This window comes from Acidovorax facilis, from assembly GCF_050626955.1.
Lineage (GTDB): Bacteria > Pseudomonadota > Gammaproteobacteria > Burkholderiales > Burkholderiaceae_C > Acidovorax > Acidovorax facilis.
This window is the reverse complement of record NZ_CP192460.1, coordinates 1,269,849-1,286,285: the sequence shown is the minus strand read 5'-3', so window position 1 is coordinate 1,286,285 and position 16,437 is coordinate 1,269,849. Positions and strand designations below refer to the sequence as shown.

Here is a 16,437-nt window from a genome sequence, read left to right as displayed (position 1 = left end):
AGCCACACTGCCTGCCGCCATGATCGTCTGTGTTTGCCGCCGGATTTCCGACCGTGAGATTGCCCGCCACGCACGTGCAGGCATGAGCTTTGACGAAATCCAGTTTGAACTGGGCGTGGCCACCCAATGCGGGTGCTGCGAAAGCTGCGCCCGGGATGTGGTGGCGCAGTGCAGTGCATCGAGTCCGGTGGCCGCCCTGCACAATGAGGCAGCGCCGAAAACGATCCAGCTTGCCAGCTCCATCCTGGAAAGCAAGTCATGGAACTCCTCTCTACACTCGCAGGCAGCCTGATCCTCGTCGCAGGCTCGGCCTGGTGGATCTTTCGCAAATAATCGAGGTCTTTTAGGGCGCTAGCGCTTGATTTACAAGCGCTAGCTGCTATCATTTTTATGTCTCACCCAGATCGATTTGCCACCCCCGGGGGGCTCAGCCGCAATACCGTGATCGTGGGCTCCGTCGTCGCGCTGCATGTTGCGGGCCTCTGGGCCCTGCAATCGGGCCTGCTGCGCAAGGCCGCCGAAGTCATCGTGCCAGCAGAACTGCTGACCGAGTTCATCGCGCCCCCCGCTCCGCCCAAGGTCACCCCCCCGCCGCCAGCGCCACCCCCACCGCCCAAGCCCGCCCCCAAGGTGGCTCCGCGCCCCGCACCCATGCCGGTGGCCATTGCCGACCCCACCCCGGCGCCCAACGCCCCCACGGGCACCACCACACCCCAGCCACCTGCGCCGCCCATTGAGGCGCCCGTCGCCCCGCCTGCGCCTGCGCCAGCCCCCCCGGCTCCGCCCGCACCGCCCAAGATCGAGCTGCCGTCGAGCGACGCCGCTTACCTGAACAACCCCAAACCCAGCTACCCCGCCATCAGCAAACGCATGGGCGAACAGGGCAAGGTGGTGCTGCGCGTACTGATCGGCATCGATGGCACCCCGCAGAAGGTGGAAATCAACAAGTCCAGCGGCTTCGACCGCCTGGACCGGCAGGCCCAGGAGGCCGTCATGCGCTGGCGCTTCGTGCCGGGCAAACGCAACGGCGTGCCCGAGACCATGTGGAACCTGGTCCCTGTCAATTTCGTTCTCGAATAACCGCATTCACCACCAATCATCGCTTTAGGGAGTTTTCTCATGGAATCGCAATTCGGCATCGCCAACGTCTGGATCCAGGGTGACTTTGTCACCCGCGCCGTCGCCATCCTGCTGCTGGCCATGTCGCTGGCATCGTGGATCGTCATCCTCATCAAGGCGCTGGACATCATCAAGTTCAAGAAACACGCCCGCGCCGCACAGGATTTCTGGCACAGCGAAGACTTTGCCGCCGGCCTGACCAAGCTGGGCGCCGACCCCACCAACCCCTTCCGCCACCTGGCGCTGGAAGGCCGCGAAGCCACCGCCCACCACCGCAACACCAAGGCCCACCTGCACGACAGCCTGGACGTGAGCGACTGGGTCACCCGCTGCCTGCGCAACTGCATTGACGAGTTCACTGCACGCCTGCAATCGGGCTTGGCCATCCTGGCCTCGGTGGGTTCCACTGCGCCGTTCATCGGCCTGTTCGGCACCGTCTGGGGCATCTACCACGCGCTGCTGGCCATTGGTACCTCGGGCCAGTCCACCATCGACAAGGTGGCCGGCCCCATCGGCGAGGCGCTGATCATGACCGCCCTGGGCCTGGCCGTGGCCATCCCTGCCGTGCTGGGCTATAACGCGCTGGTGCGTGGCAACAAGTCCATCCTGGGCGGCCTCAACAGCTTTGCGCACGACCTGCATGCCTACTTTGTGACCGGCGCCCGCGTGAATGCGCCCGGCGAGCAAGGCAAGGTCCTGCCCATGAAGAAAGGTGGCTAAGCCATGGCCTTCGGAACCCAAGACGATGCCGATGACGTGATGAACGAGATCAACATGACGCCCCTCGTGGACGTCATGCTGGTGCTGCTCATCATCTTCATCATCACCGTGCCGGTGATGAAACACTCGGTGAACGTGGACCTGCCCCGCGCCACCAACCAGCCCGAGAACATCAAGCCCGAGACCGTGCGCCTGTCGGTGTCGGCCGATGGCAAGTACTTCTGGAACGAGTTCGAGGTCACGGAGGAAGAACTCTTCCCCCGACTGCAGACCGAGGCCGCCAAGGAACCCCAGCCCGACCTGCACATCCGGGGCGACAAGAACGTGCGCTACGAGTTCGTAGCCCAGGCCATGGCCGCAGCGCAGCGGGCCGGCGTGCGCAAGATTGGGTTCGTGACCGAGCCCCAGTCCTGAGTGGGTCGGGCTTTACAGGCGCAGTGAATCCATTTCGCCCGAATCAGCACCGCCTGCAGGTCACTTTCAAGAACGTTTTTACGCCTGTGCCCGGTGCAGCAACGCTGCCCGGGCACAGGCGTTGAAGGCCCTCAGAACCTGTTCAAAGTCTTTTCAGGGTCGCACAGGCCATAAAAAACAACAAAAAGAAACACCAAACCCGCTTGACTCGTAATTGCGAATCGTTATCATTAACAAAACGCACTGCAACGCAACAGGAATACTCTTCATGCAAGCCACACTGACCGCCGCCTCGCTCCTGCGTACTGCCCCTTCAGACCTGCCCGTGCCACACACGGATCGGGACACGCCCCACCCTGCCGACGCAGTGGCTGGCGCCGTGGACAGCAGTGCCCTGCTTCAGGGTCAGAAAGCGGTAGCGATCAGCCACAACGGCTCGGTATATCGCCTGCAGGCCACCAAGCTGGGCAAGCTCATCCTCACCAAGTAATTGCACCAGGAACCAAGTTTCATCGTGGGGCGACTCCCGGGCTTGCAACAAGCTCGAAAGGGTCGTTTTTGCCAGCCAACGGGTTCGCCCGCGTAGCCAGGCTTTTTTTCTCCCCAGCTCTCCTCGCCCCAGGATTCATCGAACCCCATAAAAAAACCGGCCAGTGGCCGGTTTTTTTATGGGAGATGCAGGTCTGCCCTGAAGGTTTAAAGCTTTTTTGGTTGCTAGCGCTTGATGGAAAAGCGCCAGCAGCTATTATTTTTATAGCAATCTCCAGCAACCCGCGGGTATCAAAGCCCCAGCGCTGCAATCCCGGCGCGGGCAATCTGCGCATCTTCCGTGGACTTCACACCGCTCACGCCCACGGCGCCCAGGCACTGGCCGTCCTTGAGGATCGGCACGCCGCCTTCGAGCAGGCCGTCGATGGTGGGGGCGCTCAGGAAGGATGTGCGGCCACCGTTGATCACGTCCTCGTACACCTTGCTCTCACGGCGCCCCAAAGCGGCCGTGCGCGCTTTGGACGGGGCGATGTGGGACGACACCGCTGCGGCGCCATCCAGGCGCTGCAGCCACAGCAGATGGCCGCCGTCATCGACGATGGCGATGGTCACTGCCCAGTTGTTCTTGAGGGCTTCGGCTTCGGCCGCTGCGGCGACGGCCTTGACGTCGGCCAGTTCGAGTTCGTGTTTGGTTTTCATGGTGCGATCCGAGAAATGGAAAAGTAGAGAAACAGAGAGATGAAATGGAGGCTGTGCGGCTGCCAACGGGCCAGCCCGGCACAAGAAGCGGCAAGCATAGCGGCATCCCAACCGCCCTTCACCCCCAACCAGGGTGAAAGAACCCTTACCAAAAGTAGGTGACCGGATGCGGGTATTGCAGGGCCAAAAACCATCACCACCTAAAATTTGTCATGTCTGCGTTGTGCAGGCCAACAAGGAGAGACACAAGATGAATGACCAAGTCACCACCCTGGGCCACTCTGCGGGCTATGGCATCTCGCAGGAAGAGCGCCACAAGGTGCTTCGCAATACTTACTGGCTGCTCGCACTGAGCATGATCCCCACGGTGCTCGGCGCTTGGGTGGGCGTTGCCACAGGCATCACCCAGTCGCTGCGCGGCGGCGTGGGCCTGATCGTGTTCCTGGGCGGCGCGTTCGCTTTCATGTTCGCGATCGAAAAGACCAAGCGCTCGGCCGCTGGCGTGCCTGTGCTGCTCGCCTTCACGTTCTTCATGGGCCTCATGCTCTCGCGCCTGATCGGCATGGTACTGGGTTTCAAGAACGGTACCGACCTCATCATGACGGCGTTTGCCGGCACCGCTGGCGTGTTCTTCGTGATGGCCAGCCTCGCCAGCGTGATCAAGCGCGATCTGTCGGGCATGGGCAAGTGGCTGATGGTGGGCGCTCTGGTGCTCATGGTCGGCGCTGTCATCAACGTGTTCGTGGGCTCCTCGGTCGGCATGATGGCGATCTCGGTGGCGGCCATCGGCATCTTCAGCGCCTACATGCTGTATGACTTGAAGCAGATCCTGGACGGCGGCGAAACCAACTACATCAGCGCTACTCTGGCGCTGTATCTGGACATCTTCAACGTGTTCCAGAGCCTGCTGGCCCTGCTGGGCATCATGGGCGGGGAGCGCGAGTAACCCGCGCACCTGCAAGCAGGTGATTTCCCTCAAAGGCTCCTTCGGGAGCCTTTTTTCTTGCGGCTTTGCACAGCCCGGGGCTCAATAGCGCGCACGGCGTGCCGATAATGCAAGTACATGTATCGCAAACCTTCCTCCACCGCACTACGGCTGCTGGCTCTTTCCAGCATCCTGCTGCTGACTGCCTGCGACAAGATTCCCGGCCTGGGCCCCGATCCGCGCGTCGCCCAGCGTGAGGAGGAAGCCAAGGCCATCGGCGGCGCCTGCCGCCACGCGCTGCGGGGCCTGGAAGACTGCTACACCTTGAACCCCAAGGCCCCCAAGGCCTCGGTGTTTGCCGGGTGGAAGGACATGGACGCCTACATGCGCGAAAACAAGATCGAAGGCGCACCGTCAGTGCTCGGCAAGGTCGAGAAACCCGAGCGCACCGAACGATCCAGCGACATCGAAACCGAGCCACGCGACCCGGCTGCCAGCCGCAATCGCAGCTAGTCCGTCCCGCAATCGACACCTGAGGAGGCAGGCAGCGCCGTTGTCGGCCTCCCCCCTTCGCTCAGTCGCGCTCGAACACCGCCATGCTCTCAACGTGTGCCGTGTGCGGGAACATGTTCACCATGCCCGCCGCCGTGCACCGGTAGCCTGCCAGGTGCACGAGCAGCCCGGCGTCGCGCGCCAGTGTGGCGGGGTTGCAGCTCACGTAGACGATGCGCTTCGGCGGGGCCCAGCCCTCCGCCCCTGTTGGCAGCGGGCCCGCGCCTTCGGCGCCGATGCGCGCCTGCTCGATGTCGGCAAGGGCCTTGGCCAGGGCAAACGCCCCTTCGCGGGGTGGGTCCACCAGCCATTTGTCGGCAGATCCATCGGCCACCAGCATTTCCGGGGTCATCTCGAACAGGTTGCGCGCTACAAAATCAGTAGCTGCTAGCGCTTTATGGTCAGGCGCCACGGCCTGATTCAATGCATAGTTTTCGCGCGAACGGGCTACCAGGGCCTCGCTGCCTTCGATGCCCAGCACCTCGCGCGCCTGTGTGGCCAGTGGGAGCGTGAAATTGCCCAAACCGCAAAACCAGTCGATCACGCGTTCGTGCGGCTGCACATCCAGCAGGCGCAGCGCACGCGACACCAGCACGCGGTTGATGTGCGGGTTCACCTGGGTGAAGTCGGTGGGCTTGAACGGCATGGTGATGCCAAAGTCCGGCAGCGCATATGACAGCAGCTCGCCCCCTTCGTCCAGCAGCTTCACCGTGTCGGGCCCCTTGGGCTGCAGCCACCATTGCACGTGGTGTTCGGCCGCAAAGGCGCGCAACCGGGCGAGGTCATCCGCACTCAGCGGCTCAAGGTGCCGCAGCACCAACGCGGTTACGGTGTCGCCGCAGGCCAGTTCGATCTGGGGGCAGGTGTCGCGCGCATCCATGCCGGCAATCAGCGCGCGCAAGGGCATCAGCATGGCGTCCACATGGGGGGGCAGCACGGGGCACTGCTGCATGTCGGCCACATAGCGGCTCTTGCGTTCGTGAAAGCCGATCAGCACCTGGCCCTTCTTGATCACATGGCGCACTGACAAACGGGCGCGGTAGCGATAACCCCAGGACGGGCCTTCGATGGGCCGCAGCATGGTCTGGGCCTTGACCTTGCCCAGGTGCCAGAGGTTGTCTTCGAGCACGCGCTGCTTGACGGCAACCTGGGCGCCCACGTGCAGGTGCTGCATCTTGCAGCCACCGCAGGCACCGGCGTGCAGGCCAAAGTGCTGGCAGCCGGGGCGCACACGCTGCGACGATTCGCGGTGAATCGCCACCAGGCTGGCCTGCTCCCAGTTGTTCTTTTTGCGGTGGGTGTTGGCGGTGACCAGCTCGAACGGCAGGGCACCGTCGATGAAGATCACCTTGCCGTCGGGCTTGCGGGCAACGCCCTGGGCATCCAGGTCCATGGACTGCACTTGCAGCCAGCCTTCGGGCAAGTCGCTCTGGGAATCCTGCGCGGTGGGTTCAAACGAGGGGGATAGTTCTTTCGGTTCGCTCATCCCCCGATTGTCTCAGGCCCGGGACAGCCCCCGCACGGGCCGCTGAACCGGGCGCTCAGCTGCGGTCTGCGCGGGCGGGACGACCGCCCATGCCCATGGAACCCGTAGCCCCTTGAGCAGACGCCAGGGGAAGCTTGTTGATGGGGAGGTCGCAGTTGTGGTTGTCAGGCGAGAACACCAGCGTGGAGCCCGGGGCAACCTGTGGCAGGGTCTGGTGGATCTGGTAGGACAGGTCCACCGGTGGCTGGGGGGCGCGGTACACGATGTCCTGGTCGGGGCCGTAAACCACGTAGCACGAGGCTGCAGCCGACTGGCTGAAAAAGGCCGCCGCCAGCAGGGCAGCAGTAGCGTATGGAAAGCGGATCATGGTTCTTCTCCTCAATCTGACAGGTCTGCCGGGCATTATGCGGGCTTTGGCAGGCAACGCCAATGTGGCCGCTGGAGGCTGCGGCGCGGCAGCACGAACCCCGTGGCTTTCACCGCAGATGCAGATGGTTGGTGTGTTTGACCTCTTCCATCACCGCATAGGTGCGGGTCTCGCGCACGCCGGGCAACTGCCACAGCACATTGCCCGCGAACACGCGGTAGGCGTTCATGTCGGCTGAGCGGGTTTTGAGCAGGTAGTCGAACCCGCCCGCCACCATGTGGCATTCCATGATTTCGGGGTGCACCTGCACGGCGGCCTTGAACTGGTCGAACACATTGGGCGTGGTGCGGTCCAGCAGCACCTCCACAAACACCAGCATGCCCGCGCCCAGCTTCAGGGGGTTCAGGCGCGCCTCGTAGCCGAGGATGAAGCCATCCCGCGTGAGGCGCTGCACGCGCGCCAGCACGGCCGTGGGCGACAGAGCCACCGCCTCGGCCAGCTTGAGGTTGGCAATGCGGCCGTCTTCCTGCAGGATTGACAGGATCTTGCGGTCAATCCGGTCGAGATCGGTTTCTGCTTGCATCATGATTAGCGATTAATTCGGTGTAGAAGTCAATTTTCGACCATTTATTCACCACCAACCCAAGGATCATCGCCAATAACGCGCCCCACCAACACTTTCCCCCGTGTTGGGCCCCGCCAAACCCCTGAAAGACACCGCCATGACGCAGCCCTCCGCCCCGTTTGCAGACTTCGCGCCCCGCACGCCGCTGAACAACCCGCTGCGCGCCGCCATTACCGCCGCCACCCGCCGCCCCGAGCCCGAGGCCCTGGCCCCGCTGCTGGCCCAAGCCCGCCTGCCTGCCGATCAAGCAGCGTCGGCCGAGCAACTGGCGCTGCGCATTGCCAAGGCGCTGCGCGAACGCAAGGCCAGCGCCGGACGTGCGGGCATCGTGCAGGGGCTGCTGCAGGAGTTTTCGCTGTCGTCGCAAGAAGGCGTGGCGCTGATGTGCCTGGCCGAGGCGCTGCTGCGCATCCCCGACAAGGCCACACGCGACGCGCTGATCCGCGACAAGATCAGCCACGGCCAGTGGGATGCCCACCTGGGCAAGAGCCCGTCGCTGTTCGTCAACGCCGCCACCTGGGGCCTGCTCATCACCGGCAAGCTGGTGGCCACGCACAGCGAAGGCAGCCTGGGCAACTCGCTCAGCCGCCTGATCGGCAAAGGCGGCGAGCCGCTGATCCGCAAGGGCGTGGACATGGCCATGCGCATGATGGGCGAGCAGTTTGTGACCGGTGAAACCATCGACGAAGCGCTGCGCAACGCCCGCACGATGGAGGCCGAGGGCTTTCGCTATTCGTACGACATGCTGGGTGAGGCTGCGCTGACCAGTGAAGACGCCAAGCACTACTACGCCTCGTATGAGCAAGCCATCCATGCGATTGGCAAGGCGTCTGCCGGGCGTGGCATCTATGAAGGGCCGGGTATCTCCATCAAGCTCTCGGCCCTGCACCCGCGCTACAGCCGCGCACAGTTTGGCCGTGTGATGGATGAGCTGTACCCGCTGGTGTTGCGCCTGACCGCGCTGGCCAAGCAGTACGACATTGGCCTGAACATCGACGCCGAAGAAACCGACCGCCTGGAGCTGTCGCTGGACCTGCTGGAGCGCCTGTGCCACGAGCCCACGCTGGCGGGCTGGAACGGCATTGGCTTCGTCATCCAGGCCTACCAAAAGCGCTGCCCCTTCGTCATCGAATGCGTGGTGGACTTGGCCCGCCGCACCCAACGCCGACTGATGGTGCGCCTGGTCAAGGGCGCTTACTGGGATAGCGAAATCAAGCGCGCCCAGGTCGATGGCCTGGAGGACTACCCCGTCTACACCCGCAAGGTGCACACCGACATTTCGTACATCGCCTGCGCCAAGAAGCTGCTGGGCGCGCCGGAAGCCGTGTACCCCCAGTTCGCCACCCACAACGCCGAGACGGTGGCCACCATCTACCAACTGGCGGGCAGCAACTACTACGCGGGGCAGTACGAGTTCCAGTGCCTGCACGGCATGGGCGAGCCGCTCTATGAGCAGGTGGTGGGCGCCATCACTGCGGGCAAGCTCGGCCGCCCGTGCCGCATCTACGCCCCCGTGGGCACGCACGAAACACTGTTGGCCTACTTGGTACGCCGCCTGCTCGAAAACGGCGCTAACACCTCCTTCGTGAACCGCATTGCCGACGAAACCATTGCGCTGGATGAGCTGGTAAAGAGCCCCGTGTTGGCGGTGGACCAGCAAGCCGCAGCAGAAGGTGCCGCCGGCCTGCCCCACCCCCGCATTGCCACACCCCAAGGCCTGTATGGCGCGCACCGCGCCAACTCGCGCGGGCTCGACCTGTCGAACGAGAACACGCTGACCGAACTGACCGCCGCCCTGCAAGCCACGGCGGCCCATGCCTGGAAGGCGACTCCCTTGCTGGGCACCGATGCCCCTGCAGGCCCCAACCAGCCCGTGCGCAACCCTGCCGACCACAGCGACGTGGTGGGCAAAGTTCAAGAGGCCACCACTGCCGAAGTGGACCAGGCCCTGGCCCACGCCCAGGCCGCGGCAGCCCCCTGGGCCGCCACGCCGCCCGCAGAGCGCGCTGCCGCCCTGCTCCGCACCGCCGACCTGCTGGAAGAACGTATGCAGCCCCTGCTGGGCCTGCTGATGCGCGAAGCAGGCAAGAGCGCAAGCAACGCCGTGGCCGAGGTGCGCGAGGCGGTGGACTTCCTGCGCTACTACGCGGCCCAGGTGCAAAGCACCTTCGACAACGCCACCCACATCCCGCTGGGCCCAGTGGCCTGCATCAGCCCCTGGAACTTCCCGCTTGCCATCTTCATGGGCCAGGTGGCGGCAGCGCTGGCCGCAGGCAACCCCGTGCTGGCCAAGCCGGCAGAGCAAACCCCGCTGATCGCCGCCGAGGCCGTGCGCCTGCTGTGGCAGGCTGGTGTGCCCCGTGCGGCGGTGCAACTGCTACCCGGCCAGGGCGAGACCGTGGGCGCGCGCCTGATCGGTGACGCCCGCGTGATGGGCGTGATGTTCACTGGCTCCACCGAAGTGGCGCGCATACTGCAGCGCACCGTGGCGGGCCGACTCGATGCCGCAGGCCGCCCCATCCCGTTGATTGCCGAGACGGGCGGGCAGAACGCGATGATCGTGGACTCGTCCGCGCTGGTGGAACAGGTGGTGGGCGATGCCGTGTCGTCCGCCTTTGACAGCGCAGGCCAGCGCTGCTCCGCCCTGCGCGTGTTGTGTGTGCAGGAAGACGCCGCCGACCGCGTGGTGGAGATGCTGCAAGGTGCCATGGGTGAACTTCGCGTGGGCAACCCTGGCGAGCTGCGCGTGGACGTGGGCCCGGTGATCGACGTCGAAGCACAAGCGGGCATCACCCAACACATCGAGAACTTCAAGGCCCAAGGCCATCGGGTGTTCCAGCACCCGCAGCACCTTGCGACCGCGACCAGCCAAGGCACTTTTGTGCCCCCCACGCTGATCGAGCTGAATCACATCGGCGAGCTGCAGCGCGAAGTCTTCGGCCCCGTGCTGCACCTGGTGCGCTATGCGCGCAACGATCTCGACCAGTTGCTCGACCAGATCAACGCCACCGGCTACGGCCTGACGCAAGGCGTGCACACCCGCATCGACGAAACCATTGCCCGCGTGGTGAACCGGGCCCATGCTGGCAACGTGTACGTCAACCGCAACATGGTGGGCGCCGTGGTGGGCGTGCAGCCCTTTGGCGGCGAAGGCCTGTCGGGCACGGGGCCCAAGGCAGGTGGGCCGCTGTACCTGCTGCGCCTGCTGTCGCAGCGCCCGGCCGATGTGCTGGCGCGCACCTTTGCCGACGCCGACCGCGCTACGCCGCCCGAAGAGGCAGTGCGCGAGCGCCTGCTGGCGCCCCTGGCCACCTTGCAGCAATGGGCGCAGATCCAGGGCAATGCAGCCCTGGCCAACACTTGCCAACAGTTTGCCCAGCAAACCCAAAGCGGCACCGCCCGCACCCTGCCCGGCCCCACGGGCGAGCGCAACGTCTACACCCTGGCCCCTCGTGCCCGCGTGCTATGCCTGGCGCGAAGTGTGGATGACCTGCTGGTACAGACTGCGGCCGTGCTCGCCACCGGTGGCACGGCCCTGTGGCCCAGCGCCCAGGCCAGCCAGCGCACGCCATTGCCCACGCTGGTGCAGGCGCAGATCCAGTTGCAGGACAACACGCTGAACGACGGCACGCTGGAGCTGGATGCCGTGCTGCACCACGGTGACGCCCCCTCGCTGCAGGCCGTGTGCACCGCCCTCGCCCGCCGCGCGGGGCCTATCGTGGGTGTGACGGCACTGCAGCCCGGTGCCACGGACATCCCGCTGGAGCGCCTGCTGATCGAGCGCGCGCTGAGCGTGAACACAGCCGCAGCTGGCGGCAACGCGAGCCTGATGACAATTGGATGAGGGCCCAGCATCGGGCCATCATCCAACCTGGAGAAATTTGAATAAAATTGGCTGCTAGCGCTTATTCATCAAGCGCTATTAGCTATTAATTTAATAGCACTCAAGATACCGATGCCAGCGGCAGATTGAGCAACAGGTTCTGCGGCTTGATGCGCACCACGCCCTCGGCGTTGGTCGCCAGCCCCAGGTACACCGGCTTGCCCGCCACATCGGCACGCATCTCGGCCGGGTTGGCAAAGGTCAGCGTGAACAGGCTCACCAGCCGCGCCATGCGCTCGCCATCCACCGGCCGATCCTGATACAGGTCGTTGAGGATGGCGGTGGACTCCACATCCAGCCCCACATGCCAGCGCCACGCGCTGTCGGTGACCTGGTGCACAGGCTCGATCTGCACTTGCACGCCCAGCAAGTGGCCGACCCAGCGCTCCAGCACCCGCGCCAGCGCCTTCAGGCCAGAACGGGCGCGGGTCATCTTGAAGGTCAGGCCATGGCTCAGGTCCTGCGTCAGCTCATGGGTCAGGTCGAGCAGAAAGTGGTGGCGGTCGCTCTCCTGCCAATATTGCGCCGCATTGTCGGCCGACAGCACCTTGACCTGCGCCGTGGGCTGCAGTGCACCGCTTTGCAGCAGCAAGCGGCCCACCTCGCCCAGGCCCGCGGTCTCGTTGAGCATGTCGAGCGTCGCCCGGTCGCCTGCCAGCATTTGCCCGTCTTGCAAGGTGATGCGCTGCGAGCGAAACAGCATCTCGGCGGCGCGGGCTTCGAAGGCGTCGTTGCAGTTGTCCAGCACTTTGCGCAGCAGGGCCTGCACCACGGCATCGATGAACACGGCAGGCACGTTCACCGCCCCGCTGCGCATGAGCTGCAAGTAATACGCCTCCAACGTGCCGGCGGCCAGCAGGCCATCGCGAAAACGCACGAACACGGTGTAGTTTTCGCGGGCGTCGTCGTCCTGCACCGCTGCCAGTTCGGCCGACAAAACCACCCGTGCAGGCGATAACGCCAGAGATTCGTGCAGGGCGATCTCGGCGGCGCAGGACTCTGGCACCAGCGCCAGTTCAGGCCGGGCAAGCAGCCACTGCAGGTATTCATCGGAAGGCACCAGCCAGCCGCGCGCATCCCGGGCCAGCGCCTGAAAGCCACATCCGGGCCAGAAATCAGCAGCTGGCGTCATGCGAAGGACCTCTGCCCCAGGAAGAAGAACGTTGTGGCGGCGCGGTGGGAAGCGTCAAGGGTCGGACCATGGAAGACGGGAGGTGAATGCTGGGGTGAATGTGGGTGGGCAACAAGTGGCTTCACGGGAAGGTGCGACGCGGCGTTGACACAGTCCGTGAGTGTAGTTGTCGCACTCCTCACGCCTTACGCTGTGTGCGAACGCCTCTCGCTACCCATACCGCCCCATGGACGCAAAGGGGGCCACCTCCTCTCGAAAAGCACCGTTTTTCCGCTGCTTACCTCGGGATTGGCCTGATCGAATTCAGGGACTATCAAGGCAACGTCCACAGAACCCCCATCGGCCCGGTGATCCACCCGATGCCACACCATGGACTGCCAGATCACCCGAGGAGTCGCAACATGCTCGATATTTCACAAGCCACCAACATGCTGACGTCCCTGGGCGTCTCCAGTTCCATGGCGGCCAAGGCGGCAGAGCGCACGGCCCAGAACCACGCGGGCGCGGACCCTGTCACCTTTCTCAAAGAATTGCAGACCACGCTGGAACAACTGTCTGCCGAGGCTGCACAGGGAAAAGCGACTGGCACCAGCACCGCAGGGGCCACCACGGTGGCCGCACAAACCAAACCCTACCAATCCACCGCCGCCCTCTACAGCACCAAAGATGCGGTGGACACCGGGACCACCGAGGCCGCAGTCAAGGCGCCCTTCAGCAACCTGGAAGAATTCCGCGCCTGGGAGCGTGGCCTGGGCGATACGTTTGCCGAAGACTACGAAGTGCCGGACTATGTGCGGATGACAGCGATGTCTTTGAGCGGAGGCGACCAGGAGGTGGTTGGCCGCTACATGTTCTTCAAGAACCACCCCGAGTTTGCGGCGGACTACGAAGCCATTCGCAGCGGCAAACTGTCGCAATTCCCAACGGATGGCTCGACGCTCGTCAAAAGCGACCTGACCGCAATGCCGTCGGAGACCGCCTCGTTCTACAAGAAGAACCCCGACATGCTGCTGGCGGCCGAAGGCTTCAACATGGACCCGACACTCGCCAAGATGCGCACGGACGGGACCGTCGCAACGCCCGAGGGCGTGAATCCCTCTGAATGGCTGATGAGCAATAAATGGACGGCTGATGGGGTAGTCCCCCAAGACAACCGCTTGGTTCTGGCCCAAGCGCCCTACATCGGACTGGACGGCAAAGGTGCCGACACCTACCGGCTGACCACCTACGACTCGGCCACAAACAGCATCATCAACTTCGACGGAACCGCCTACGATCCGGTCACCGGTGAAGCCAGGGCCTGACCGCAGCCTGGCCTGGGGTTTGCCGTCTTCCCAGGGCGGGGAAGACGTGGTCCACCATGATCTTCCTAAATGAGCCGTTTCAACCAGGGGGTACGGTGGAACACCAGCGCCACCACCAGCGCGCCACCAAACACCACAGCGGCCACAAGCGGCACCGTGAGCAGCGGCGCGTGGTCCTCAGGCTTGAAACCGTATTCCCGGAACGATTCCAGCAAAATCGGGTGCACCAGATAGACGCCCAGCGTTAACGGAGCAACCCTCTGAACGCACTGCGCCCATCCCCCCGCCAACGTGCATTGTTTGAGCATCAGCATCAAGCTGATCGACATGGGGATGACGGAAAAGCTCAGGTAGCCATAGAAATACAGTCCCCTGTCCAGCCCCTGCGCGCGGCCCAGCCAGTAGCAGCCCACGGCGGTGACCGCCACAGCCAACCCAAAGACCGCCATCAACACAGCCAGGGGGATTTTCCTGTCACTGGTCTGGATCAGGTAGCCGCAGAGGAAATACGGCAGGTACGGCAGAAACCAGTTGATGAAAAGGCCCGCCCCATCGCCGGAAAAGACGCGGGAAAACTCGTTCACGCCAGACAGCACAAACATCAAGGCTACAAGCCACCACAGATCGCACCGGCTTGTGTTGCGCACCAGCGTCCTCAGGAAGGGAACGAACAGGTACAGGCACAGGATCATGTACAGAAACCACAGGTGGTAGTGAGGCCACCCTCTGGCAACGCTGTGCAAGACATCCATCGCGCGCAGCTCGGCCAGGGCACCCCGGTGGTTCCAAAGAATGTAGACAGCACTCCAGAAGGCAAGTGGCAGCAGGACCCGTGCCGCCCGCTTGCGGTAGAACTCGGCCACGCCCTCGGTCTTGCGCGGGTCGAGCAACAAAGCGCCGCTCACCATCACGAACACCGGCACACACCAGCGCACGAGGGCGTCGTACAGATTGCCGTACCACCAACCAGGGGAACCCAACGCCGCCAGAGTGACCACGCTGCCGACCACGTGCAGGACCACCACAGCCATGATGGAGACGACCCTCGCTGCATCAAGCCAGATCATTGTTTCTAGGTCTTTGGCGTGACAGTGCTTGTTTATTCCCACTCGATCGTCGCTGGCGGCTTGCTGCTCACGTCGTACGTTACGCGGTTGATGCCGCGGACTTCGTTAATGATGCGGCCTGACACCTTCTTGAGCAGCGCATAGGGCAGTTCAGCCCAGTCGGCGGTCATGAAGTCGCTGGTCTGTACGGCGCGCAGGGCCACCACGTAATCGTAGGTGCGGCCATCGCCCATCACGCCCACGCTCTTGACGGGCAGGAAGACGGTGAAGGCCTGGCTGGTGAGGTCGTACCAGGTCTTGCCACTGGCTTCGTCACGGAAGTTGCGCAGCTCTTCGATAAAGATCGCGTCGGCACGGCGCAGCAGGTCGGCGTATTCCTTCTTCACCTCGCCCAGAATGCGCACGCCCAGGCCGGGGCCAGGGAAGGGGTGTCGGTAGACCATTTCGGGCGGCAGGCCCAGGGCAACGCCGAGTTCGCGCACTTCGTCCTTGAACAAATCGCGCAGGGGCTCCAGCAGCTTAAGGCCCAGTTGCTCGGGCAGACCGCCCACGTTGTGGTGGCTCTTGATGGTGACGGCCTTCTTGCTCTTGGCCCCGCCGCTCTCGATCACATCGGGGTAAATCGTGCCCTGCGCCAGGAAGGTGGCACCCTTGTGGCCCCCGTCGCCCGCCTTCAGTTTCGCGGCTTCCGCCTTGAACACGTCCACGAACAGGCCGCCGATGATCTTGCGCTTGGCTTCGGGGTCGCTCACGCCCGCCAGCTTGCCCAGGAAGAGGTCGCTCGCATCCACGCGGATCACTTTGGCGTGCAGCTTGCCGACGAACATGTCCATGACCATGTCGCCTTCGTTCAGGCGCAGCAGGCCGTGATCGACGAAGACGCAGGTCAGCTGGTCGCCAATCGCGCGGTGGATGAGCGCGGCGGCCACGGACGAATCCACACCGCCCGAGAGACCCAGGATCACTTCTTCATCACCCACCTGCTGGCGGATCTGCTCCACAGCTTCGGCGATGTGGTCACGCATCACCCAGTCGGGACGGGTGCCGCAAATCCCGAGCACGAAACGGTCCAGCAACGCCCTGCCCTGCACGGTGTGCGTGACTTCGGGGTGGAACTGCACGGCGTAGAAGCGACGGCTTTCATCGGCCATGCCGGCGATGGGGCAGCTGTCGGTGCTGGCCATGAGCTTGAAGCCCGGGGGCAGCTCGGTGACCTTGTCGCCGTGGCTCATCCACACGTTGAGCATGCCGTGGCCTTCAGGCGTGGTGAAGTCGGCGATGTCCTTGAGCAATGCGGTGTGGCCGCGCGCGCGCACGGCAGCAAAGCCGAACTCGCGCTTGTGGCCCATTTCGACCTTGCCGCCCAGCTGCTGCGCCATGGTCTGCATGCCGTAGCAGATGCCCAAGACGGGCAAACCCAGATCGAACACCGCTTGCGGCGCGCGGTCGGTGGTGTCTTCGGTCACGCTGGCGTGGCTGCCCGACAGGATGATGCCCCTGAGCGAACCGTCCTTGGCATAGTCGCGCACCCATTCGTCAGTCACATCGCAAGGGTGCACTTCGCAGTACACATTGGCCTCGCGCACGCGGCGGGCGATGAGCTGGGTGACTTGCGAGCCGAAATCGAGGATGAGGATTTTCTGGTGTTGCATGGT

16 protein-coding genes are annotated in these 16,437 nt (G+C 64.0%); 9 read left to right on the top strand and 7 right to left on the bottom strand.

All coding sequences use genetic code 11. From position 1 onward, the window contains the following. Nucleotides 1-19 precede the first annotated feature (19 nt). The 5 genes from ACQ4MJ_RS05815 to hemP all read left to right on the top strand — a co-directional run bounded on the left by ACQ4MJ_RS05815 (nucleotide 20) and on the right by hemP (nucleotide 2,743). Nucleotides 20-292 carry a (2Fe-2S)-binding protein gene (locus ACQ4MJ_RS05815; protein ID WP_055402706.1) on the top strand — a complete coding sequence of 91 codons (273 nt, stop codon included), beginning with the start codon at nucleotides 20-22 and terminating at the stop codon, nucleotides 290-292. A gap of 98 nt (nucleotides 293-390) precedes the next feature. Next, nucleotides 391-1,080 (top strand): energy transducer TonB, encoded by a 690-nt coding sequence (locus ACQ4MJ_RS05810; protein WP_431149571.1) that lies wholly within the window; start codon nucleotides 391-393, stop codon nucleotides 1,078-1,080. 39 nt (nucleotides 1,081-1,119) lie between these two features. After that, entirely contained in the window at nucleotides 1,120-1,839 is a 720-nt protein-coding gene (locus ACQ4MJ_RS05805; protein ID WP_055398135.1) for a MotA/TolQ/ExbB proton channel family protein, read from the top strand. 3 nt (nucleotides 1,840-1,842) lie between these two features. Continuing rightward, nucleotides 1,843-2,253 (top strand): ExbD/TolR family protein, encoded by a 411-nt coding sequence (locus tag ACQ4MJ_RS05800; RefSeq protein WP_055398136.1) that lies wholly within the window; start codon nucleotides 1,843-1,845, stop codon nucleotides 2,251-2,253. Nucleotides 2,254-2,521: 268 nt separating this feature from the next. After that, nucleotides 2,522-2,743, top strand: a complete 222-nt coding sequence (hemP, locus tag ACQ4MJ_RS05795) for a hemin uptake protein HemP (RefSeq protein ID WP_431149572.1) — start codon at nucleotides 2,522-2,524, stop codon at nucleotides 2,741-2,743. 290 nt (nucleotides 2,744-3,033) lie between these two features. Here the strand turns inward: hemP and ACQ4MJ_RS05790 are convergent, their stop codons facing one another. Next, nucleotides 3,034-3,441 carry a GlcG/HbpS family heme-binding protein gene (locus ACQ4MJ_RS05790; protein WP_121420472.1) on the bottom strand — a complete coding sequence of 136 codons (408 nt, stop codon included), beginning with the start codon at nucleotides 3,439-3,441 and terminating at the stop codon, nucleotides 3,034-3,036. A 250-nt stretch (nucleotides 3,442-3,691) separates the two neighbouring features. Between ACQ4MJ_RS05790 and ACQ4MJ_RS05785 the strand changes: the two genes are divergently transcribed. Then, on the top strand, nucleotides 3,692-4,387 hold the full coding sequence (locus tag ACQ4MJ_RS05785; protein WP_055398139.1) for a Bax inhibitor-1/YccA family protein: 696 nt from the start codon (nucleotides 3,692-3,694) through the stop codon (nucleotides 4,385-4,387). 117 nt (nucleotides 4,388-4,504) lie between these two features. Continuing rightward, the gene (locus tag ACQ4MJ_RS05780; RefSeq protein ID WP_055398140.1) at nucleotides 4,505-4,879 is read left to right on the top strand and encodes a hypothetical protein; all 375 of its coding nucleotides are present in this window, start codon (nucleotides 4,505-4,507) and stop codon (nucleotides 4,877-4,879) included. Between the two features lie 61 nt (nucleotides 4,880-4,940). Here ACQ4MJ_RS05780 and rlmD read toward each other — a convergent pair whose 3' ends face one another. The 3 genes from rlmD to ACQ4MJ_RS05765 form a co-directional block, all read right to left on the bottom strand. Continuing rightward, complete coding sequence (gene rlmD, locus ACQ4MJ_RS05775) at nucleotides 4,941-6,404, bottom strand: 23S rRNA (uracil(1939)-C(5))-methyltransferase RlmD (RefSeq protein ID WP_121420473.1); 1,464 nt, start codon at nucleotides 6,402-6,404, stop codon at nucleotides 4,941-4,943. 55 nt (nucleotides 6,405-6,459) lie between these two features. Then, entirely contained in the window at nucleotides 6,460-6,771 is a 312-nt protein-coding gene (locus ACQ4MJ_RS05770) for a hypothetical protein (RefSeq protein ID WP_055398142.1), read from the bottom strand. A gap of 109 nt (nucleotides 6,772-6,880) precedes the next feature. Beyond that, on the bottom strand, nucleotides 6,881-7,354 hold the full coding sequence (locus ACQ4MJ_RS05765; RefSeq protein ID WP_431153112.1) for an Lrp/AsnC ligand binding domain-containing protein: 474 nt from the start codon (nucleotides 7,352-7,354) through the stop codon (nucleotides 6,881-6,883). A gap of 139 nt (nucleotides 7,355-7,493) precedes the next feature. On the opposite strand from ACQ4MJ_RS05765, the gene putA reads away from it, so the two are divergent. After that, nucleotides 7,494-11,240: a trifunctional transcriptional regulator/proline dehydrogenase/L-glutamate gamma-semialdehyde dehydrogenase gene (gene putA / locus ACQ4MJ_RS05760; protein WP_431149573.1), complete on the top strand. Its 3,747-nt coding sequence runs from the start codon at nucleotides 7,494-7,496 to the stop codon at nucleotides 11,238-11,240. Nucleotides 11,241-11,340: 100 nt separating this feature from the next. Here the strand turns inward: putA and ACQ4MJ_RS05755 are convergent, their stop codons facing one another. Next, entirely contained in the window at nucleotides 11,341-12,411 is a 1,071-nt protein-coding gene (locus ACQ4MJ_RS05755) for a DUF6352 family protein (RefSeq protein ID WP_431149574.1), read from the bottom strand. Nucleotides 12,412-12,812: 401 nt separating this feature from the next. Between ACQ4MJ_RS05755 and ACQ4MJ_RS05750 the strand changes: the two genes are divergently transcribed. After that, entirely contained in the window at nucleotides 12,813-13,715 is a 903-nt protein-coding gene (locus tag ACQ4MJ_RS05750) for a hypothetical protein (protein WP_218300113.1), read from the top strand. Between the two features lie 65 nt (nucleotides 13,716-13,780). Here ACQ4MJ_RS05750 and ACQ4MJ_RS05745 read toward each other — a convergent pair whose 3' ends face one another. Together ACQ4MJ_RS05745 and guaA are read right to left on the bottom strand one after the other, a co-directional pair. Continuing rightward, nucleotides 13,781-14,782 (bottom strand): acyltransferase, encoded by a 1,002-nt coding sequence (locus ACQ4MJ_RS05745; protein ID WP_431149575.1) that lies wholly within the window; start codon nucleotides 14,780-14,782, stop codon nucleotides 13,781-13,783. A 32-nt stretch (nucleotides 14,783-14,814) separates the two neighbouring features. Further along, nucleotides 14,815-16,434 carry a glutamine-hydrolyzing GMP synthase gene (gene guaA, locus ACQ4MJ_RS05740; RefSeq protein ID WP_431149576.1) on the bottom strand — a complete coding sequence of 540 codons (1,620 nt, stop codon included), beginning with the start codon at nucleotides 16,432-16,434 and terminating at the stop codon, nucleotides 14,815-14,817. Nucleotides 16,435-16,437 lie beyond the last annotated feature (3 nt).